Genomic DNA, 19,188 nt, shown 5'->3' with positions numbered 1-19,188 from the left:
CATGACGACCCTTCTGAAAGTGACTGGCCTGAAAGTGGCCTATGGCGGCATCCAGGCCGTGAAGGGCGCGTCGTTCGAGGTGAACGAAGGCGAGCTCGTGAGCCTGATCGGTGCCAATGGCGCCGGCAAGACCACCACGCTCAAGGCCATCACCGGCCTGCAGCCGGTGGGTGCGGGCGACATCGAATTCCTCGGCCGCAGCATCAAGGGCCAGGGCGCATGGGACCTGGTGAAGCAGGGCCTCGTGATGGTGCCCGAGGGCCGCGGCACCTTCACTCGCATGTCCATCACCGAGAACCTGCTGATGGGCGCCTTCGTGCGTAACGACAAGGAGATCGACGCCGACATCGACAAGGTGTTCGGCATCTTCCCGCGTCTCAAGGAGCGCCGCAACCAGCTGGCCGGCACGATGTCGGGCGGCGAGCAGCAGATGCTGGCGATGGGCCGGGCATTGATGGCACGTCCCAAGGTGCTGCTGCTCGACGAGCCCTCGATGGGCCTGTCGCCCATCATGGTCGACAAGATCTTCGAGGTGGTGGCCGACATCGCCAAGCAGGGCGTCACCATCCTCCTCGTTGAGCAGAACGCGAGCCGTGCGCTGCAACTGGCCAACCGCGGCTACGTGATGGAGTCGGGCGAGGTCACGATGAGCGGTCAAGCCTCGGCCCTGCTGAGCGACCCGAAGGTGCGGGCGGCCTACTTGGGCGAGTAGGACGAGTCGGGCGAATCGCCCGCTCGGGTGCGACCAAAGTCACCTCTCTGGCGAGGGGTGCACTTCTATACTTTCCCGCAGCCTGGCATCGGTCGGGCGTGTCACCGTGGAAAGGTTTTCGATGAACGCAACGCTCACCCGTCTCACCCAATTCGCGCTCGCGGCTTCGGCGGTGGCCGTGCTCAGCGGCTGCGGTTCGACCATGCCTTCGATGGGCGGCAACAAGGGCGTGGTGTCCGGCTCGGCCGGCGGCTCCACCACCGAGGGCAACAACAGCCAGCTCGAGAAGTGCGCCGAGACGCTCGGCACCGTGGCCATCGACGAGGATTCGCAGGCGCCCTGGTACTACGAGCTGCGACGCAACAGCCTCGGTTCCACCGTGCCGGTGCTGCGCCTGATGATCCAGCAGAGCAACTGCTTCGTGATCGTCGAGCGTGGCCGCTCCATGAACAACATGATGCGAGAGCGCCAGCTTGAGTCGAGCGGAGAAATGCGGCAGGGCAGCAATTTCCAGAAGGGCCAGATGGTCGCAGCTGACTACACCATGCAGCCGTCCATCCAGTTCTCGGGCCGCACCGGCGGCGCTGCGGCAGGCCTGCTCACCGGCCGCCTGGCGCCCCTGAGCGTGGTGGCGGGCAGCGTGAAGCGCAACGAAGCCGCGACCACGCTGCTCCTGATCGACAACCGCTCCAGCGTGCAGATCGCCGCGGCCGAGGGCTCGGCGGGCAACTTCGACTTCGGCCTCTTCGGTGGCGGCTTCCTCGCCGGGCTGGCCGGTGGTGGAGGTGGCTACTCCAACACCCCGCAAGGCAAGGTGATCGTGGCGGCGTTTGCCGACTCGTTCAACCAGATGGTCAAGTCGCTGCGCAACTACAAGGCGCAGACGGTCAAGGGCGGCCTGGGCACCGGAGGCCGCCTGGGGGTGGACGGCGGCAGCACGCCGGCGTCGAAGGAGCTCAACAAGAAGTAAGCCTCCCGGCTTGCTTGATCGAAAGGCCGCGCTCGCAAGAGCCGCGGCCTTTTTGTCGTCAGTCGACCTTCGCGCCCGAGGCCTTCACGACCTTTTCGTACTTCGCGTTCTCGCGCTTCACGAACTCGCCGAACTGCTGCGGCGTGAAGGGCATCGCCTCGGCCATCAGCGTGGCGAGACGGGCTTGGAGCTCCGGCGAGGCCAGCGCCTCCGTGAAGGCCTTGTTCAGCCGCTGCGTCTGGTCGGCCGGCAGGCCGGCCGGCCCGAAGAGGCCGAACCAGGTGTTCACGTCGAAGCCCGCCAGCGTCTCCGCGATGGCCGGCAGCTCGGGCGTGGCCTTGGCGCGCTTCGCGGTGGTCACGGCCAGGGCCTTCAGCTTGCCGGCCTTGATGTTGGCCGAGGCGCTCGCAAGGTTGTCGAAGGTGAGGTCGACTTCGCCCGACAGCAGCGCCAGTTGCGCCGGGTTGCCGCCGGCATAGGGGATGTGGACCATGAACACGCCGGCCTGCGACTTGAACATCTCGCCCGCCAGGTGACCCGCGCTGCCGTTGCCGCCCGAGCCGTAGTTGAGCTTCCCGGGGTTGGCCTTCGCGTACGCCACCAGGTCGGCGACGCTTGCGATCTTCAGGCGTGCGGCGGTCTGCGGGTTCATCACCAGCACGTTGGGCACCTGCGCCACGCCGGTGAGCGGCGTGAAGTCGCGCAGCGCGTCGTACGGCATGCGGGTGTAGAGCCAGGGGTTGATCGCGTGCGTGGCGACTGCGCCCATCACGATGGTCTGGCCGTCGGGCGCCGACTTGGCCACGAGATCGGCGCCCAGGTTGCCGCCGGCGCCGGGCTTGTTTTCCACGATCACGGTGCCGAGGGTGTCTTTCACCTTGTCGGCCAGCGTGCGGGCCACGATGTCGAGCGGGCCGCCGGGCGGGTAGGGCACGACGAGGCGGAGCGGCTTGGCGGTCTGCGCTGAGGCAGGCAGCGAGAGGCTCGCGGCGATCAGCGCAAGGGTCTGGCGGCGGGTCGGTTCATTCACCATGTTTGTCGGCTTCGGAGGTGAAGCTGTCAGCAAAGAATTCGTCGAGGGGCAGGTTGCAGTGCGCCACGAAGTCGCGCTGCGCGGAGTCGACCATGACCGGCGCCCCGCAGGCATACACCTGGTGGCCCGACAGGTCGGGCAGGTCGGCCATCACAGCCTGGTGGACGAAGCCGGTGCGGCCAGTCCACCCGTCCTCAGGCCTCGCGTCCGACAGCACCGGCACGTAGCGCAGGTTGGGCATCACGCGGGCCGCTTCCACGCACCAGGCGTGCATGTAGAGGTCGGCCAGGCTGCGGCAGCCCCAGTACAGCACGGCAGGGCGGGTGATGCCCTTGGCCTGCATGTGCTCGATGATGGCCTTCACCGGCGCGAAGCCGGTGCCGCTCGCGAGCAGCACGATGGGCTTCTCGCTGTCTTCGCGCAGGAAGAAGCTGCCGAACGGGCCTTCGAGGCGGAGGATCTCCCTTTCCTTCATCGCCCCGAACACATGGTCGGTGAACAGGCCGCCGGGCATGTGGCGGATGTGCAGCTCGATGCCGGGCTTGTCGCGCTGGCTGCTCGGCGCGTTGGCCATGCTGTAGCTGCGGCGGGCGCCGTCCTTCAGGATGAACTCGATGTACTGGCCGGCACGGTATTGCAGCGCGTCGTTGGCAGGCAGTTGCAGCTGGATCACCGCCACATCGCGCGCGGGCTTGGTGATGGTGGTCACGCGGCAGGGCATCTTGCGCACCGCGAATTCGCCGGCTCCGGCGACCGTGCGCGCTTCGAGCACCACGTCGGTCTGCGCGGCGGCGCGGCAGGTGAGGGTGTAGCCGGCTTCCTCTTCCGCGGGGCTCAGGGCCTTGACCTGGTGCGTGCCGTGGATCACGCGGCCTTCGACCAGCTTGCACTTGCACGAACCGCAGGCACCGTCTCGGCAGCCGTAGGGCAGGCCGATGCCCTGGCGGATGGCGGCGAGCAGGATGGGCTCGTCGCGGTCCACCGAGAAGCTCACGCCGCTGGGCTGGACGGTCACTTTGAACGTCATGGGATAACCTCTTCTGAACCCTTCGTCGAACGACCTGCGATTTTGCCCGCTCGCCCATGTCCCTTCCCCGACCCTTCAGGCGCCCGACCTTGCTCATCGTGGGCTGTGGTGACGTCGGCATGCGGGTGCTGCGCCTGCTGAGCGGGCGCTACCGGCTGCTGGCACTCACCTCGAATGCCGCGCGCATCCCGGCCTTGCGGGCGGCCGGGGCGGTGCCACTGGTGGGCAACCTCGACGACGCGGCCAGCCTGCAGCGACTGGCCGGCCTCGCCGATGCGGTGCTGCATCTGGCGCCACCGCCGCAGCAGGGCGAGGCCGACACACGCACGGCCCGGCTGCTGCAGGCGCTCGCTCGCCAGGGCCGGGTGCGGCGCATCGTGTATGCGAGCACCACCGGTGTCTATGGCGATGCACAGGGCGCGCGTTTTGACGAAGTGCGTGCGGTGGCGCCGGCGACGGACCGTGCGCGGCGCCGCGTCGATGCCGAGGCCCGCGTACGCTGGTACGGCCGCGCCTTCGGTGCGCGCGTGACGGTGCTGCGCATCCCCGGCATCTACGCGGCAGACCGCGAAGGCGGTCATCCGCGCGAGCGCCTGGCCCGGGGCACGCCGGTGCTCGTGGCAGCCGACGATGTCTACACCAACCACATTCACGCCGACGACCTGGCCCGTGCGTGTGTGGCCGCGCTGCACCGCGGCCTGCCACAACGCGTGGTGCATGCGAGCGACGACACCGAGCTGAAGATGGGCGAGTACTTCGACCTGGCGGCCGACCTCTGCGGCCTGCCGCACCCGCCGCGCATCACGCGCACCGAAGCGGCCGAGCACATGTCGCCGGTGCAGCTGTCGTTCTGGAGCGAGTCGCGCCGGCTCGACAACGGCCGCCTCAAGCGAGAGCTGCGCGTGAAGCTGCGGCACCCGACGGTGCGCGAGGGCTTGCTGGCCTAGCGTCGAGGCTTGCCGAAGGGCGGCAGGCCCCGCCAGTACCGGATGGTGAGCCAGCCGCCCAGCATCCCGCCGATGTGCGCAAGCGAGCCGAGATCCCCCGTGTAGCTCATCAACAGCGCGATCACACCGAAGACGATCACGAAGACCTTCATCTTCATCGGGATCGGCGGGAAGAGAGGCATCACCGTGCGGTCGGGGAAATACATCGCCGCGGCAACGAGCAGCGCATAGAGGCCGCCCGACGCACCCACCAGGCGGCTCATGCCCGCGCCCGGCAGGGCGGTGGCGATGAGGAAGAGCAGGCCGCCGAAGATGGCACCGATCGCGAGGAACACCATGTAGCGCTTGCGGCCCCACAGCATCTCGAGCTCCGAGCCGAACATCCACAGGCCGAGCATGTTGAAGAAGAGGTGCAGCACGCTGCCGTGCAGGAAGGCATAGCTCAGCGCCTGCCACGGCATGAAGAATCCGCTGCCGATCGGAAACAGCGCGAACCAGCGGTCGATCAGGGGTGTGAAGATCTGCAGGCAATAGATCGCCGTACAGGCCAGCATCAGGAACTGGGTGATCGGTGGAATCGGAGGCATGCGCAGCGCAGATGACGGAAAGCCGCAAGCGTACCCCGATTGCTCGCGGTGATGAGAAAGCCCTGTGGCAAAATCGCGCGCTCTGCTGTACCGGCCTCGGTGGCGAAATTGGTAGACGCGCGGGACTCAAAATCCCGTTCCGCAAGGAGTGTCGGTTCGATTCCGACCCGAGGCACCACCCCCTCTCTTCACTGTCGACCGCGCCGGTCTTCATGGCAGAGCCACTGCCGATGCCGGGGCGAGCCGCCCCTGCGACAATGCGCGGCAGGAGAGATCACCGTGCATTACAAGACCATCGAAGACACCATCGGCCGCACCCCGCTCGTGCGGCTGGTGCGCATTCCGGGGGCGGAGAACGAACGCCGCGGCAACGTGATCCTCGGCAAGCTCGAAGGCAACAACCCCGCTGGCTCGGTGAAAGACCGGCCCGCCATCAGCATGATCCGCCGTGCGGAAGAGCGCGGCGACATCAAGCCTGGCGACACGCTGATCGAGGCCACCTCGGGCAACACCGGCATCGCGCTTGCAATGGCCGCCGCGATCCGCGGCTACCGTATGGTGCTCATCATGCCGGAGGACCTCTCCATCGAACGCGCCCAGACCATGAAGGCCTTCGGCGCCGAACTCGTGCTCACGCCGCGCAGCGGCGGCATGGAATACGCGCGCGACCTGGCCGACCAGATGGTGCGTGACGGCAAGGGCATGGTGCTCGACCAGTTCGCCAACGCCGACAACCCGCGCGCCCACTACGAGACCACCGGCCCCGAGATCTGGGACGACACCGAAGGGCGCATCACCCACTTCGTGAGCGCAATGGGCACCACCGGCACCATCACCGGCACCTCGCGCTACCTGAAGGAAAAGAACTCGGCGGTGCGCATCATCGGTGCCCAGCCGTCCGAGGGCTCGCGCATCCCCGGCATCCGCAAGTGGCCCGAGGCCTACATGCCGAAGATCTACGACCCGACCTACGTCGACGAGGTGGTGAACGTGTCGCAGGAAGCGTCGGAAGAGATGGCGCGACGCCTAGCGCGCGAGGAAGGCATCTTCGGCGGCATCTCGGCGGCGGGCGCGTGCTGGGTGGCGCTCGAGATCGCGAAGAAGGTCGAGAACGCCACCATCGTCTTCGTCGTCTGTGACCGCGGCGACCGCTACCTCTCGACGGGAGTGTTTCCCGCATGAAGCACCAGTTCAACTTCTGTCCCAACTGCGCCACCGAACTGCAGCAGCTCACCGCCGACGAAGACGGCGGGCCGAAGGTGCGCACGCGTTGCCCGGCGTGCAACTGGACGCACTGGAACAACCCGACACCGGTGCTCGCCGCGGTGATCGAGATGCCCGACCGGAACGGCGACCTGCTGCTGGCGCGCAACGCCGCCTGGCCCGGCCGCTTCTTCGGCCTCATCACCGGCTTCATGGAAGCAGGCGAGACGCCTGAAGGCGGCATCGCACGCGAGGTGCTGGAAGAGACTTCGCTCACCGTCGACTCGGTGAAGCTGATCGGGGTCTACGACTTCCAGCGCATGAACCAGGTCATCATCGCCTACCACGTGGTCGCGCATGGCGAGATCAAGCTCTCGCCCGAGCTCGCCGAGTACAAGATCGTCTCGCCGCACGAAGTGAAATGCTGGCCCGCCGGCACCGGCCAGGCGCTGGCCGAATGGCTCACCTCGCGCGGCATCACGCCGCAGTGGCTCGACCTGCCGCCACGTCGCCCGTCCGAAGGTTGAACGCGATGGACTTCCACAAGGAACTCGACACCCGAGGGCTCAACTGCCCGCTGCCCATCCTCAAGGCCAAGAAAGCGCTTGCCGACATGCACAGCGGCGAGATTCTGAAGGTGGTGGCGACCGACCCCGGGTCGATGCGCGACTTCCAGGCGTTTGCGCGGCAGACGGGGAATGAACTCGTCGAGCAGTCAGCAGCGAACGACGAGTTCGTGCACTACTTGCGCCGCCGCTAGATCTCTACCGAGCGCAGGTAGTCGCGGAAGCCGGGGCCGAGCACAGGGTGCTTCAAGGCCAGCTCCACGTTGGCCTGCAGGAAACCTTCCTTGCTGCCGCAGTCGTAGCGCTTGCCCTCGTAGCGATAGGCAAACACCTTCTCGCGACGCAGCAGCCCGGCGATGCCGTCGGTGAGCTGGATCTCGCCACCCACGCCGCGCGGCTGGTTGGAAATCTCATGGAACACGCCCGGCGTCAGGATGTAGCGGCCGGCCACGCCCAGGCGTGAGGGCGCCACTTCAGGCGCCGGCTTCTCGACGATGCGGCTCACGTCCATCAGGTGATCGTTGACCGGCGTGCCGGCCACGATGCCGTAGCGCCGGGTGTGCTCGGCGGGCACTTCCTGCACCGCGAGGATGGACACACGCCATTCGTTGAACTGCTCGACCATCTGCTTGAGCACGGGCTTGTCGCCCACCATCAGGTCGTCGGCCAGCAGCACGGCGAACGGGTCCTTGCCGATCAGGCGCTGCCCGCACAGCACGGCGTGGCCGAGGCCCAGGGCCTGCGCCTGTCGCACGTAGATGCACTCCATGTCGTCGGGCTTCACCGAGCGCACCACGTCGAGCAGTTCCTGCTTCTTGGCCTGCTCAAGCGCGACTTCGAGCTCGAAGGTCATGTCGAAGTGGTCTTCGATCGGGCGTTTGTGGCGGCCGGTCACGAAGATCATCTCGCGCACGCCAGCCGCATAAGCCTCCTCGACGGCGTACTGGATGAGCGGCTTGTCGACCACCGGCAGCATCTCTTTCGGTTGTGCTTTTGTCGCCGGCAGGAAGCGGGTGCCGAGTCCCGCCACGGGGAAGATCGCTTTGGTGACTAACATCTGCTTACAATCGTGGTCCTGAGGAAGGGTCTCAAGAGATTCTGTCACGCGCTCTGTGGCAGTCGGGACCCCGGGAATGCATGGACATACTCATCATCGAGCCCCTCGAAAACGAGGTGATGCAGTGGCTGGCGGCTCGGCATTCGGTGCGCTATGCCCCCGAGCTGGCGCGCGATCCACGTGATTTCCGGCAGTCGCTCTACAACGTCCGCGCGCTGATCCTTCCTTCTTTCGTTGCGCTGGACAGCGCGGCGCTTCACTACGCGCCGGTGCTGCGCGCCATCGGCCGCGTGAGCGGTGGTGCGGAGAACGTCGACCTCGAGGCCTGCTCTCGCGCCGGCGTGGAGGTCGTGCGCAGTGCCACCGCCACCGCGCAGGCCGAAGCCGAGTTCATGATCGGCGCGATGCTCTCGCTGCTGCGCCGCGTGCCGGTCGAAGGCGCCGACGGCATGCTGGTCGGCCGCGAGCTGGGCGCCTGCACCGTCGGCCTCATCGGCATGCCGCCGGCCGCCAAGGCCATGGCGCAGATGTTGTCGGGCTTCGGCTCCCGCATGGTGGGCTACGACCCGTCCCTGCATGCGAGCGATGGTGTGTTCGAACGCTGGCGTGTCACGCCGCTCGGCCTGCGCGAACTGCTGGAGACGAGCGACGCGGTCTGCGTTCAGCTCAACTATTTCAGCCGCTACCAGGGCCTGCTGGGCGAGCGTTTCCTGCCTTATTGCAAGCCCAACCAGGTGATGGTGAGCATCTCGCATTCGGGCGTGTTCAACGAGCGCGCCTTGGCCGACGTGCTGATCAGCGGCCGTCTCTCGGCCTGCTGGCTCGACAGCCTGGAGCCCGGCGCGCTCGACGAGGGTCGCCCGCTCAAGGGGATGGACACGCTGCAGATCACGCCGCGTGTGGCGAGCACCACGCGCGAATCGCGCCTGCGCAGCTCGTGGGCCGTGGCCCGGCGCATCGACGAGCTGCTGCAGGCGACGCCGCCGGCGCCGCGTGAATTCAGGACGACGGACCCAGGCGTCCCAACTGATCTCGCAGCCGCTCAAGAGCAGCCGTGAAGTCGGCGATGCGCTGACGCTCCTGCGCCACCACCTCGGCCGGGGCGCGCGCGACGAACGATTCGTTCGACAGCTTGCCCGTCGCCTTGGCGTGTTCTCCTTCCAGGCGCTTGATTTCCTTGTTCAAGCGCTCGGTCTCGGCGGCGACGTCGATCTCCACGTGCAGCGCCAGTCGCGATTCGCCCGACACCACCACGGGCGCCTGGCGTGTGGCGGCGTTGAACGCGGCCTCGTCGTCGAACACCTTCACTTCCGACAGCTTGCCGAGCGTCTTCAGCACGGCCGCGGCTTCGTTCAGGAAGCCGTTGTCGCCGATCGCATAGAGCGGCACACGGTCGCTGGGTGACAGGCCCATCTCGCCGCGCAACGCACGGCAGGCGCTGACCAGGCCCTTGAGCTTGGCCATCCACGCATCGGCCTTCGGGTCGATGCGGTCGAGCTGCGCCGTCGGGTAGGGGGCCGTCGCGATGGTGTCGGCATTCTTGCGGCCGGCAATCGGAGCCACCGTGTCCCACAGCTCCGCCGTGATGAAGGGCGTGAGCGGGTGCAGCAGGCGCAGCACTGCCTCCAGCGTGCGGATCAGCGTGCGGCGCGTGGCGCGTTGCTGCGCCTCGTTGCCGTTCTGGATCTGCACCTTGGCGATCTCGATGTACCAGTCGCAGTACTCGTCCCACACGAACTGGTAGAGCGTGTTGGCCACGTTGTCGAGGCGGTACTCCTCGAAGCCTTGCGCCACGGCCGCCTCCACGCGCTGCAGTTCGCTCGCGATCCAGCGGTCGGCCTGGCTGAAGCTCAGGTAGCCGTGGGCGGCGCCGCCCGGCGCGCATTCGGCCTTGGTGTGCTCCTTCAGGCCGCAGTCCTGGCCCTCGGTGTTCATCAGCACGAATTTGGTCGCGTTCCAGAGCTTGTTGCAGAAGTTGCGATAGCCCTCGCAGCGCTTGGTGTCGAAGTTGATGCTGCGGCCGAGCGTGGCGAGCGCGGCGAAGGTGAAGCGCAGCGCATCGGCGCCGTAGCCGGGAATGCCTTCCGGGAATTCCTTCTCGGTCGCCTTGCGCACCTTGGGCGCGGTCTCGGGCTTGCGCAGGCCTTGGGTGCGCTTCTCCAGCAGCGGGGCAAGCTCGATGCCGTCGATCAGGTCGACCGGGTCGAGCACGTTGCCTTCCGACTTGCTCATCTTCTTGCCGTGCGCATCGAGCACCAGGCCGTGGATGTAGACGTGCCTGAACGGCACCTTGCCCGTGAAGTGCTTGGTCATCATGATCATCCGGGCGACCCAGAAGAAGATGATGTCGTAGCCGGTCACGAGCACGGAAGACGGCAGGAAGAGGTCCTGCTCGATCGTCTTCTCGGGCCAGCCGAGTGTGGAGAAGGGCACGAGCGCCGACGAATACCAGGTGTCGAGCACGTCCTCGTCGCGGCGCAGCGCGCCGGTGTAGCCCGCGGCACGCGCCTGGGCCTGCGCTTCTTCCTCGCTGTGCGCCACGAAAAGCTGGCCAGCATCGCCGTACCACGCCGGGATCTGGTGGCCCCACCAGAGCTGGCGAGAGATGCACCAGTCCTGGATGTTCTTCATCCACTGGTTGTAGGTGTTGACCCAGTTCTCGGGCACGAACTTCACGTCGCCCGTCTCAACGGCTTCGATGGCTTCCTGGGCGATGCTCTTGCCGTTGGCGCCGGCTTTCGTCATCGCCACGAACCACTGGTCGGTCAGCATCGGCTCGATGATCTGGCCGGTGCGAGCGCAGCGCGGCACCATGAGCTTGTGCTTCTTCACCTCGACGAGCAGGCCTTCGGCTTCGAGCTGCTCGACGATCTTCTTGCGGGCGACAAAACGGTCCAGCCCGCGGTAGGCCTCGGGCGCTTCGTCGTTCACCTTCGCGTCGAGCGTGAAGATGGTGAGCATGGGAAGCCGGTGGCGCAGGCCCACCTGGTAGTCGTTGGTGTCGTGCGCCGGCGTGACCTTCACGACGCCGGTGCCGAATTCCTTGTCCACGTAGTCGTCGGCGATCACCGGCACCAGGCGGCCGGTGATGGGCAGCTTCACCTGCTGGCCGATCAGGTGGGTGTAGCGAGAGTCTTCCGGGTGCACCATCACCGCCGTGTCGCCGAGCATCGTCTCAGGACGTGTGGTCGCCACGACCAGCGATTCAGACGAACCGTCGATCGGATAGCGGATGTGCCACAGCGAGCCATCCTCTTCCTCGCTCTCCACCTCCAGGTCAGACACCGCTGACTTCAGGACCGGGTCCCAGCTCACCAGCCGCTTGCCGCGGTAGATCAGGCCTTCGTCGTACAGCTTCACGAAGGTGTCGGTGACCACCTTCGAGAGCTTCTCGTCCATCGTGAAGTACTCGTGCTTCCACGACACCGAGTCGCCCATGCGGCGCATCTGGTTGGTGATGGTGGAGCCGGAAACCTCTTTCCACTCCCACACCTTGGCGACGAAGTTCTTGCGGCCGAGGTCGTGGCGGCTGAGCTTCTGCTGCTCGAGCTGGCGCTCCACCACGATCTGCGTGGCGATGCCCGCGTGGTCGGTGCCCGGCACCCACAGCGTGTTGTGGCCCAGCATGCGGTGGTAGCGCGTCAACGAGTCCATGATGGTCTGGTTGAACGCGTGGCCCATGTGCAGCGTGCCCGTCACGTTGGGTGGCGGTAGCTGGATGCAGAACGATGCCCTGGCCGGGTCGAGCGTGGGCTCGTAGGTGCCGCTTTTCTCCCACAAGGGGCCCCATTTGGCTTCGATGGCAGCGGGTTCGAATGATTTGGCGAGTTCTGTCATGGAAAGAGAGGGCCTGCGCCGAAGGCGGCGCCAAAAGGGCAAAGCGGGGAATGCCTGAATTGTAGGCGGGCCCTCCTGGGCAGACCCCGGCGCAGGCTATGCTCCCGTCGCGTCAAAGTGGAGGTTGTCGCATGTCCAAAACGAGCAAGCTGGTGCTGACCCTGGTCCTCCTGGCCGGGTTTGCGGCGGCTTTGTTTTTTGCGCTGCGGGGGCAGCAAGCCGAGGTGGCTGAAAAAGCCCTGGGGCCGGTGACCGAACTGAAGGGCGTGATCGCGCTCGACGTCGAGCCCTTCTTCAAGGACGAGCGTGTCAAGAAGATCCTGGCCGACAACCGCCTGCCGGTGTCGGTGGTGCGCGTGGGCAGCCGCGAGATGGCCGGCAAGGTGGTCGCAGGCCAGATGCCCGACTTCCTCTTCCCCTCGGGCGTGGTCGCCGCAAACCAGATCAGCGATGCCGCCCGCAAGGCCGGCATCAGCGTGGCCCAGTCCTCGCCCTTCCACACCCCGATGGTGATCGCGAGCTGGACGCCGGTCGCCAAGATCCTGGTGGCCAACGACATGGCCAAGCCGCTGGGCGAGCGCATCTACGGTGTCGACATGGCCAAGCTCACGCAGGCCATGCTCGCGAAGAAGCGCTGGAAGGACCTGAAGGACAGCAGCGCCTACGACGTGACACGCAGCGTGCTCGTCTCCACCACCGACGTTCGCCGCAGCAACTCGGCGGCCAATTACCTCGCGCTCACGAGCTACGCCGTGCACGGTGACGTGGTGACCGACCGGGCCACCGCGATCCCACTCGCCACCCGGCTGGCCGAGCTCTTCAAGCGCCAGGGCTACCAGGAGAACTACGTCAACGGCAACTTCGACGACTACGTGGCCATCGGCATCGGCAAGACGCCGCTGGCCTTCATCTACGAGAACCAGCTCGTCGCCTATGCGCTCGACAAGAAGGGCGTCGGGCCGGACATGGTGTTGCTCTACCCGCAGCCGACCATCGTCAACAAGGTCGTGTTCATCGCGGCGAGCGAGAAGGCCAAGGCGCTCGCCGACCTGCTGGCGCGCAACGTCGACCTGCAGCGCATTGCGGTGAGCTACGGGTTCCGGGTGGCGGACACGGGCCTTTTCATGGAGGCCGTGAAACCCACCGGCCTCGCGGTGGAGGAGCGCATCACGCAGGTCATCGACCCGCCGGCCTTCGAGCTGATGGCCGAGATGATCGATGCCGTGGCCAAGGAGATGACGCAATGAGAAGAATCCTGGGAGGGATGTTGCTGGCGGTGCTGTTCTTGACCGCCTGCGACAGGAAAGACGCGGCCGATGCACCGAAGGCGGCCGACAGCAACAAGCCGGTCTTCACCGTGCTTGCCACCACAGATCTCAAAGACGCGCAGCCGCTGGAAGAGATGGTCGAAAAGGCGACGGGCGTGCGCCTGCGCTTCACCTGGGGCGGCACGATGGAAAGCACCGAGGCGGTCTTGAGCGGCTCGACGCCTGCGCACGCCGCCTGGTTCGCCAACGCGAAGTACCTGCTGAGCGATCCGCAGGGCCAGGCCCGCGTGAAGCTGCAGGAAAAGATCATGCTGTCGCCCATCGCCGTCGGCGTGAACCAGACCGCCGCCAGGCAACTCGGCTGGGACGACCCAGCCACGGCCGCCAAGGTCGGCTGGCGCGAGATCACCCAAGCCGCCTCGCAGGGCAAGCTGCGCTACGCCCTGTCGAACCCCGCCACCTCCAACCAGGGCTTCATGGCGCTGATGGGCGTGGTGGCCGCGGCCAGCCAGAAGTCCGAAGCCCTGACCGCCGCCGACGTGAACCGCGGCGCCATCGCCAGCTTCCTCAAGGGCTACAAGCTCCCCGGCGACAACTCGACTTACCTCACCGAAAAGTTCCTCGAGCAGCAGGGCAACAACCCGTCGCAGGTCAACGCCTTCATCAACTACGAAAGCTGGCTGCTCTCGCTCAACAACGGCGGCAAGCTGCGCGAGAAGCTGGTGCTGGTCTACCCGCACGAAGGCGTGGCCACCGCCGACTACCCCTTCATGCTGCTGAAGGACGAGCGCCGCGACGACTACCTGAAGGTCGTGGCCTACCTCAAGGGCGCCGACGCGCAGAAGTGGCTCGCCCGCCAGACCCTGCGCCGCCCGATCAACGCCGAGGTGGCCGCCACCGTGGCCGACCTGCTGCCCAAGGAAGGCATGCGCATCGAGCTGCCGTTCTCGCCCGACCGCGCTTTGGCCGATGGCCTGATCGACGCCTACCTGAACGAATTCCGCCGCCCGATCGCCAGCACCTTCGTGCTCGACACCAGCGGCAGCATGGACGGCCAGGGCCGCCGCGCGCAACTCATCCAGGCGCTGCACTACGTGGCCGGCGCCGACAGCTCGCTCACCGGGCGTCTCGCCAAGCTGACGAACCGCGAGAAGGTCTGGATGCTGCCCTTCAGCGACCAACCCTGGCGCATGACCTACTTCGAGATCCCCACCGGCCGCCCGCAGGCCAAGGGCGTGCAGGTTCAGGAGGATTCCGAGGCCAAGCAGGCCGTGCTGGCCGAGGTGCGCGCCTACGCCGACGGCCTGCGCATGACCGGCGGCACCGCGCTCTACGACAGCGTGCTCGCCGCGCTCAAGCACATGCTGGAGCAGAAGCAGAAGAACCCCAACTACCAGTACTCGGTGGTCGCGTTCACCGATGGCGAGAACACCAAGGGCCGCAGCCTGGAGCAGTTCCAGCAAGCGTATGCGGCGCTGCCGGAAGACGTGCGCGGCATCCCGGTCTTCATGGTGCTCTTCGGTGAAGCGAAGGAAGCCGACCTCAAGGCCCTGGTGCAGACGACCGGCGGCAAAGTCTTCGATGCGCGCAAGACGCCGCTGTACGCGGTGTTCAAGGACATCCGCGCCTACCAATGATGGACAGGCTTGCGCGCATCCTGCTGAGCCCCGCCAACTGGTGCGGGCTCGGCCTCGCCACCGTGGTGCTGGTGCTGAAGGCGCTCAACCTCATCGGCGTCGCCGGCTTGCCGCTCGCCTTCGGTGGCTACATCGCCGGCTTCGTGATCGGCGGGCTGTGGCTGGGCTTTCCCAAGCTTTCGGGCCCGATGTGGGAAGACGCGCTCGAGTTCAGCGACGAGGGTGATGCGAGAGAAGCGATGACCCGCGCGCTCGCCGGCGTGCGTGGCCTCGTCGAATACAACCCCGAGAACCGCCTGCCCGCAAGCCTGCAGGCCAAGGCGCTCGACCTGTGCAAGTCGTTGCAATCGCTCTTGTCGCAATGGGAGCGCAGCCAGGGTGTGCTGTCGATGCAGGAGGGCTTCCACGCCCGCCACATCGCCATCTCGTACCTGCCCGATGCGCTGAAGGCGTATCTGTCGATTCCGCCACAGTACGCCGCCAGCCGCGTGCTGCACGATGGCAAGACGGCGCAGGACATCTTCCGCGATACGCTTAACGAGCTGGAGACCAAGGTGAAGCAGCTGGCCGATGACCTCGCCAGCCAGGATGCGCAGGCCTTCCTCGTGCACTCGCGATTCCTGCACGACAAATTCGGCAAGCCGTCGCTAGCCGCCCCTGAGATACAACCCGCAGCGGAGCCCAAGAATGAACAACGGCCCTGAAGACACCCCCACCGTCGCCTACGGCGGCGTGCCCAACTTCCAGCTCACCCCGCCCGAGGTCATCACCCCCGTGCCGGCCGAGGCCACGCGCACCGCGGTGCCACTGAAGCCCGAGGTGGCGAAGGCGGTCGATGACCAGGTGATGCGCTTCATCGACGCGCTGATGACCGAAGACGTGCACAGCGCCGAGTTCAAGCACAAGCTCGACAGCGCCTTCGCGCTCGGCCGCGAAGAGATCTCGAACGCGGCCGGCCTGATGCAGGGCCGCTTCCTGCAGCGCAACTTCATCGGCGCCGAAGAGACCGCGGCGTACAAGGCCATCGGCGAGATCCGCGGCCACCTCGACAAGCTCAACCCCGGCAACGAAGGCGACCTGCTGGCGCCCAACAAGCTGCTGGGCTTCATCCCCTTCGGCAACAAGCTCAAGGCCTACTTCCGCAAGTTCGAGAGCGCCGGCTCGCAGCTGCAGAAGAGCATGGCGCAGCTCTACGCGGCCCGCGACGACGTGCAGAAGGACATCGTCGACATCGAAGCCACCCGCACCAAGCTGTGGGAGGCGATGCAGAAGCTCGCCGCGGCTGCGCAGTTCGCCACTTCGCTCGATGCGCGCCTCGCCGAACGGGTGCAGTCCCTGAAAGCCACCGACCCGCAGCGCGCCAACGCGCTCGAACAGGAAGTGCTCTTCTACGCCCGCCAGAACCTCGCCGACATCCTGACGCAACAGGCGGTGTGCGTGAACGGCTACCTCGCGCTCGACGTGCTCAAGAAGACCGGCCGCGAGATGATGAACGGCTGCAGCCGCGTGGCGACCACCGGCATGAGCGCGCTCGCGGTCGCGCAGACCGTGGCGCGGGCCACCGGCAACCAGGTGCAGGTGATGGAGATGCTGCAAGGCGTCAACACCACCATCGGCAACCTCATCACCGAAACGGGCCGCCAGCTCAACAGCCACGTCGACAAGACGGCCGAGTTCGCGAGCAACCCCATGCTGGGCATCGACAAGATCAAGGAGATGTTCGAGCAGACCTACAAGGCCATGGATGCGATGGACAGCTTCCGCTCCAAGGCGATTGCGGCGATGGGCCAGAACAACACCATCATGGCCGAGCAGCTTCAGAAGAGCCAGCAGTACATCGACCGTGTGCGCCAGCAGCAGGCCCGCGAAGCCGGGCAGGCGCAGATCCAGGGGCCGGTGTCGCTCTGATCGGCGCCGCGTTCAGCGCCTGAGCTGGCCCACCATGCCGGCGAGCGCCAGTGTCGTGCGGTCTTCCTGCCACGGGCCGATGATCTGCACGCCGATCGGGAGGCCGTCTTTGGACTTGCTCGCCGGCGCGACGGTGGCCGGCAGGCCGGCGACGGTGGCGACGCCGGGCCAGGCGAGCTGGTCGCCATAGGGCGTGGGCTGGCCATCGACCGCCAGCTGCCGCCCCTGCCACGGCCCGTCGTCGAACTGGCGGAAAGCCGGTGTGCCGAACGCCGGTGCAAGCACGGCATCGAATTCGCGGAAGAAGGCGGCCCATTGGTTGCGCAGGCGCTGGCGTGCGTCGAGCAGGCCCAGCCACTGGTTGGCCGTGAGCGGCGGCTGCTGCTCGGGCGTGGCGCGGTTGACCTCGGTCATCAGCATCGGGATGTAGAGCTTGTGCGAGGCCTCCAGGTCCGGCAACAGCGGGCTGCTGCGCGAGACGGTGGCGCCGGCGCGCTCGAAGTCGGCGGCCAGGGCGGCCAGCACCTGGCGCGTGTCGGTGTCGGTAGCGCAGCGCGGGTGGGTGTCGACCACCAGCAGGCGCGCGCCCTTTGGCGACGTCGCGCGTGGCGGCGGCGGCGCGAAGCGCAGTCCCGGGTCCAGCGGGTCGGCCACGGCGAGCAGGTCGAAGGCCAGCGTGAGGTCGTCGATGTGGCGCGCCAGCGGGCCGATCACCGCGAGGCCCGAGCCGGCACCATCGGCCCGTGGCGGCTTGTGCCCGCGCGGCGGCAGCAGGCCGAAGCTCGGCTTGTGGCCGTAGAGCCCGCAGAAGTGCGCCGGCACGCGGACCGAGCCGCCGATGTCGGAGCCCAGCTCCAGCGGCACCATGTGCGACGCGAGCGCGGCAGCCGAGCCGCCCGACGACCCGCCCGGCGAGCGTTCGAGGTCCAGCGGGTTGTTGGTGCGGCCGTAGAGCGGGTGCACCGTCTGCCAGTCGCCCAGCGCCACCGGCACGTTGGTCTTGCCGAGGATGACCGCGCCGGCCTCCTTGAGTCGCGTGACGGCCAGCGCGTCCGCGTCGGGCCGGTAGTCGGCGAATTCGGCAAAGCCCCAGGTGGTGGGCAGGCCCGCCACGTCGAACGATTCCTTCACCGTCATCGGCACGCCCAGCAGGGGCCGGCGTTCGCCACGGGCCAGCGCCGTATCGGCCGCACGGGCGGCCTCTCGGGCCCGATCGAAGTCGCGCACCACCACGGCGTTGATCGTGGTGTCGCGCTGCTCGATGCGCGCGATGTGCAGGTCGCACAGCTCCAGCGCGCCGACCTTGCGTTCGGCCAGCAGGCGGGCCAGCTCAATCGCGCCGGCCTTTTCGATGGATGAGAACGACGACATGCGGTGCTCCTGATGAACGAGGTAGGCCTCGTTTCACCATAGCATCGCAGACAAGGCCTTACATCAGCAGATGCTCGCCCGCGTTGTCGCCGCCGAGGATCACGTAGTTGACCTTGCGGATGTCGGCGAGCCGGGTGCCGCCGGCGTAGCTGATGGAGCTCTGCACGTCTTCGCGCATCTCGCGCAGGGTGTCGGCGAGCTTGCCCTTCACCGGCTCAAGGATGCGCTTGCCTTCCACGTGCTTGTACTCGCCCTTGTTGAAGTCGCTCGCGGAGCCGTAGTACTCCTTGAAGAGCTTGCCGTCGACTTCCATCGTGCGGCCGGGAGATTCTTCGTGGCCGGCGAAGAGCGAGCCGATCATCACCATCGCCGCACCGAAGCGCACGCTCTTGGCGATGTCGCCATGGTCGCGGATGCCACCGTCGGCAATGATGGGCTTGGTCGCCACACGTGCACACCACTTGAGCGCGCTGAGCTGCCAGCCGCCGGTGCCGAAGCCCGTCTTGAGCTTGGTGATGCACACCTTGCCCGGGCCGATGCCGACCTTGGTCGCGTCCGCGCCCCAGTTCTCGAGGTCGATCACCGCCTCGGGCGTGCCCACGTTGCCGGCGATCACGAAGGTGCTCGGCAGCTTCTGCTTGATGTGCTCGATCATCTTGCGCACCGTCTCGGCGTGGCCGTGCGCGATGTCGATGGTGATGTAGTCGGCGCCCACGCCTTCGGCCGCCAGGCGGTCGATCATCTTGTAGTCGTCGGCCTTCACGCCGGCGCTGATCGACACGAACAGGCCCTTGTCGCGCATCTGCTTCGCATAGGCCACGTTGTCGAGGTCGAAGCGGTGCATCACGTAGAAGTAGCCGTTGGCGGCGAGCCATTCGGAGATGGGCTCGTCGACCACCGTCTTCATGTTGGCCGGCACCACCGGCAGCAGGAACTTGCGCCCGCCGAACTCGACCGAGCTGTCGCACTCGGAGCGGCTCTCCACGCGGCACTTGCGCGGCAGCAGAAGGATGTTGTCGTAGTCGAAGATTTCCATGGTCAGGCTCCTGAGGAAGGTCACAGATC

General features: G+C 66.9%; 18 protein-coding genes and 1 tRNA gene. 12 read left to right on the top strand and 7 right to left on the bottom strand.

Features of this window, described 5'->3' with window-relative positions; genetic code table 11:
* Nucleotide 1 precedes the first annotated feature (1 nt).
* Both JI745_RS08595 and JI745_RS08590 read left to right on the top strand, forming a co-directional pair.
* On the top strand, nucleotides 2-712 hold the full coding sequence (locus JI745_RS08595) for an ABC transporter ATP-binding protein (protein ID WP_201805447.1): 711 nt from the start codon (nucleotides 2-4) through the stop codon (nucleotides 710-712).
* A gap of 121 nt (nucleotides 713-833) precedes the next feature.
* Nucleotides 834-1,682 carry a CsgG/HfaB family protein gene (locus tag JI745_RS08590; protein WP_201805445.1) on the top strand — a complete coding sequence of 283 codons (849 nt, stop codon included), beginning with the start codon at nucleotides 834-836 and terminating at the stop codon, nucleotides 1,680-1,682.
* A 58-nt stretch (nucleotides 1,683-1,740) separates the two neighbouring features.
* Here the strand turns inward: JI745_RS08590 and JI745_RS08585 are convergent, their stop codons facing one another.
* The gene (locus JI745_RS08585; protein WP_201805444.1) at nucleotides 1,741-2,715 is read right to left on the bottom strand and encodes a tripartite tricarboxylate transporter substrate binding protein; all 975 of its coding nucleotides are present in this window, start codon (nucleotides 2,713-2,715) and stop codon (nucleotides 1,741-1,743) included.
* Nucleotides 2,705-3,742: a CDP-6-deoxy-delta-3,4-glucoseen reductase gene (locus JI745_RS08580; protein WP_201805443.1), complete on the bottom strand. Its 1,038-nt coding sequence runs from the start codon at nucleotides 3,740-3,742 to the stop codon at nucleotides 2,705-2,707. Before JI745_RS08580 ends, JI745_RS08585 begins: the two co-directional genes overlap by 11 nt.
* 56 nt (nucleotides 3,743-3,798) lie before the next feature.
* Here JI745_RS08580 and JI745_RS08575 point away from each other — a divergent pair, with 56 nt between their 5' ends.
* The gene (locus tag JI745_RS08575; RefSeq protein ID WP_201805442.1) at nucleotides 3,799-4,689 is read left to right on the top strand and encodes an SDR family oxidoreductase; all 891 of its coding nucleotides are present in this window, start codon (nucleotides 3,799-3,801) and stop codon (nucleotides 4,687-4,689) included.
* Here JI745_RS08575 and JI745_RS08570 read toward each other — a convergent pair.
* Nucleotides 4,686-5,276, bottom strand: coding sequence for a rhomboid family intramembrane serine protease (locus tag JI745_RS08570; RefSeq protein WP_201805441.1), 591 nt, complete (start codon nucleotides 5,274-5,276; stop codon nucleotides 4,686-4,688). The genes JI745_RS08575 and JI745_RS08570 overlap by 4 nt on opposite strands.
* A gap of 93 nt (nucleotides 5,277-5,369) precedes the next feature.
* Here JI745_RS08570 and JI745_RS08565 point away from each other — a divergent pair.
* The 4 genes from JI745_RS08565 (at nucleotide 5,370) to JI745_RS08550 (ending at nucleotide 7,239) form a co-directional block, all read left to right on the top strand.
* Nucleotides 5,370-5,454 (top strand) — tRNA-Leu (locus JI745_RS08565).
* A gap of 101 nt (nucleotides 5,455-5,555) precedes the next feature.
* Complete coding sequence (cysM, locus tag JI745_RS08560) at nucleotides 5,556-6,458, top strand: cysteine synthase CysM (protein WP_201805440.1); 903 nt, start codon at nucleotides 5,556-5,558, stop codon at nucleotides 6,456-6,458.
* Nucleotides 6,455-7,006 carry an NUDIX domain-containing protein gene (locus JI745_RS08555; RefSeq protein ID WP_201805439.1) on the top strand — a complete coding sequence of 184 codons (552 nt, stop codon included), beginning with the start codon at nucleotides 6,455-6,457 and terminating at the stop codon, nucleotides 7,004-7,006. The genes cysM and JI745_RS08555 overlap by 4 nt, the downstream gene beginning before the upstream one ends.
* Nucleotides 7,007-7,011: 5 nt before the next feature.
* Nucleotides 7,012-7,239, top strand: coding sequence for a sulfurtransferase TusA family protein (locus JI745_RS08550; protein WP_201805438.1), 228 nt, complete (start codon nucleotides 7,012-7,014; stop codon nucleotides 7,237-7,239).
* Here JI745_RS08550 and galU read toward each other — a convergent pair.
* Nucleotides 7,236-8,102, bottom strand: coding sequence for a UTP--glucose-1-phosphate uridylyltransferase GalU (galU, locus tag JI745_RS08545; RefSeq protein ID WP_201805437.1), 867 nt, complete (start codon nucleotides 8,100-8,102; stop codon nucleotides 7,236-7,238). The genes JI745_RS08550 and galU overlap by 4 nt on opposite strands.
* Before the next feature lie 80 nt (nucleotides 8,103-8,182).
* Between galU and JI745_RS08540 the strand changes: the two genes are divergently transcribed.
* Nucleotides 8,183-9,160 carry a D-isomer specific 2-hydroxyacid dehydrogenase family protein gene (locus JI745_RS08540; RefSeq protein WP_201805435.1) on the top strand — a complete coding sequence of 326 codons (978 nt, stop codon included), beginning with the start codon at nucleotides 8,183-8,185 and terminating at the stop codon, nucleotides 9,158-9,160.
* Here JI745_RS08540 and JI745_RS08535 read toward each other — a convergent pair.
* Complete coding sequence (locus JI745_RS08535; RefSeq protein ID WP_201805433.1) at nucleotides 9,102-11,939, bottom strand: valine--tRNA ligase; 2,838 nt, start codon at nucleotides 11,937-11,939, stop codon at nucleotides 9,102-9,104. The genes JI745_RS08540 and JI745_RS08535 overlap by 59 nt on opposite strands.
* A gap of 131 nt (nucleotides 11,940-12,070) precedes the next feature.
* Between JI745_RS08535 and JI745_RS08530 the strand changes: the two genes are divergently transcribed.
* The 4 genes from JI745_RS08530 to JI745_RS08515 are packed head-to-tail and all read left to right on the top strand — an operon-like array spanning nucleotide 12,071 to nucleotide 16,752.
* A complete protein-coding gene (locus JI745_RS08530) occupies nucleotides 12,071-13,186 on the top strand; it encodes a hypothetical protein (RefSeq protein ID WP_201805430.1) in 1,116 nt (371 codons plus the stop codon).
* Nucleotides 13,183-14,844 carry a VWA domain-containing protein gene (locus JI745_RS08525; RefSeq protein WP_201805428.1) on the top strand — a complete coding sequence of 554 codons (1,662 nt, stop codon included), beginning with the start codon at nucleotides 13,183-13,185 and terminating at the stop codon, nucleotides 14,842-14,844. Before JI745_RS08530 ends, JI745_RS08525 begins: the two co-directional genes overlap by 4 nt.
* Entirely contained in the window at nucleotides 14,841-15,548 is a 708-nt protein-coding gene (locus tag JI745_RS08520) for a hypothetical protein (protein WP_201805426.1), read from the top strand. Before JI745_RS08525 ends, JI745_RS08520 begins: the two co-directional genes overlap by 4 nt.
* Complete coding sequence (locus JI745_RS08515; protein WP_201805424.1) at nucleotides 15,532-16,752, top strand: toxic anion resistance protein; 1,221 nt, start codon at nucleotides 15,532-15,534, stop codon at nucleotides 16,750-16,752. Before JI745_RS08520 ends, JI745_RS08515 begins: the two co-directional genes overlap by 17 nt.
* A 12-nt stretch (nucleotides 16,753-16,764) precedes the next feature.
* Here JI745_RS08515 and JI745_RS08510 read toward each other — a convergent pair whose 3' ends face one another.
* Entirely contained in the window at nucleotides 16,765-18,123 is a 1,359-nt protein-coding gene (locus JI745_RS08510) for an amidase family protein (protein WP_201805423.1), read from the bottom strand.
* Nucleotides 18,124-18,181: 58 nt separating this feature from the next.
* A complete protein-coding gene (locus JI745_RS08505; protein WP_201805422.1) occupies nucleotides 18,182-19,159 on the bottom strand; it encodes a GMP reductase in 978 nt (325 codons plus the stop codon).
* Between the last annotated feature and the right edge of the window lie 29 nt (nucleotides 19,160-19,188).

The sequence above is a fragment of the Piscinibacter sp. HJYY11 genome (genome assembly GCF_016735515.1).
In the GTDB taxonomy this organism is placed as follows: domain Bacteria; phylum Pseudomonadota; class Gammaproteobacteria; order Burkholderiales; family Burkholderiaceae_C; genus Rhizobacter.
This window is presented reverse-complemented; position numbering and strand designations above follow the sequence as displayed.

Excerpts from the sequence above, each read along its gene's own strand:
- JI745_RS08520 (WP_201805426.1), top strand. The coding sequence starts at position 14,841 with ATGATGGACAGGCTTGCGCGCATCCTGCTGAGCCCCGCCAACTGGTGC.
- JI745_RS08590 (WP_201805445.1), top strand. The coding sequence starts at position 834 with ATGAACGCAACGCTCACCCGTCTCACCCAATTCGCGCTCGCGGCTTCG.
- JI745_RS08550 (WP_201805438.1), top strand. The coding sequence starts at position 7,012 with ATGGACTTCCACAAGGAACTCGACACCCGAGGGCTCAACTGCCCGCTG.
- JI745_RS08585 (WP_201805444.1), bottom strand. The coding sequence starts at position 2,715 with ATGGTGAATGAACCGACCCGCCGCCAGACCCTTGCGCTGATCGCCGCG.
- JI745_RS08575 (WP_201805442.1), top strand. The coding sequence starts at position 3,799 with ATGTCCCTTCCCCGACCCTTCAGGCGCCCGACCTTGCTCATCGTGGGC.
- JI745_RS08510 (WP_201805423.1), bottom strand. The coding sequence starts at position 18,123 with ATGTCGTCGTTCTCATCCATCGAAAAGGCCGGCGCGATTGAGCTGGCC.
- JI745_RS08535 (WP_201805433.1), bottom strand. The coding sequence starts at position 11,939 with ATGACAGAACTCGCCAAATCATTCGAACCCGCTGCCATCGAAGCCAAA.
- JI745_RS08530 (WP_201805430.1), top strand. The coding sequence starts at position 12,071 with ATGTCCAAAACGAGCAAGCTGGTGCTGACCCTGGTCCTCCTGGCCGGG.
- JI745_RS08595 (WP_201805447.1), top strand. The coding sequence starts at position 2 with ATGACGACCCTTCTGAAAGTGACTGGCCTGAAAGTGGCCTATGGCGGC.
- JI745_RS08505 (WP_201805422.1), bottom strand. The coding sequence starts at position 19,159 with ATGGAAATCTTCGACTACGACAACATCCTTCTGCTGCCGCGCAAGTGC.
- JI745_RS08525 (WP_201805428.1), top strand. The coding sequence starts at position 13,183 with ATGAGAAGAATCCTGGGAGGGATGTTGCTGGCGGTGCTGTTCTTGACC.
- JI745_RS08555 (WP_201805439.1), top strand. The coding sequence starts at position 6,455 with ATGAAGCACCAGTTCAACTTCTGTCCCAACTGCGCCACCGAACTGCAG.
- JI745_RS08580 (WP_201805443.1), bottom strand. The coding sequence starts at position 3,742 with ATGACGTTCAAAGTGACCGTCCAGCCCAGCGGCGTGAGCTTCTCGGTG.
- JI745_RS08540 (WP_201805435.1), top strand. The coding sequence starts at position 8,183 with ATGGACATACTCATCATCGAGCCCCTCGAAAACGAGGTGATGCAGTGG.
- JI745_RS08515 (WP_201805424.1), top strand. The coding sequence starts at position 15,532 with ATGAACAACGGCCCTGAAGACACCCCCACCGTCGCCTACGGCGGCGTG.
- galU (WP_201805437.1), bottom strand. The coding sequence starts at position 8,102 with ATGTTAGTCACCAAAGCGATCTTCCCCGTGGCGGGACTCGGCACCCGC.
- JI745_RS08570 (WP_201805441.1), bottom strand. The coding sequence starts at position 5,276 with ATGCCTCCGATTCCACCGATCACCCAGTTCCTGATGCTGGCCTGTACG.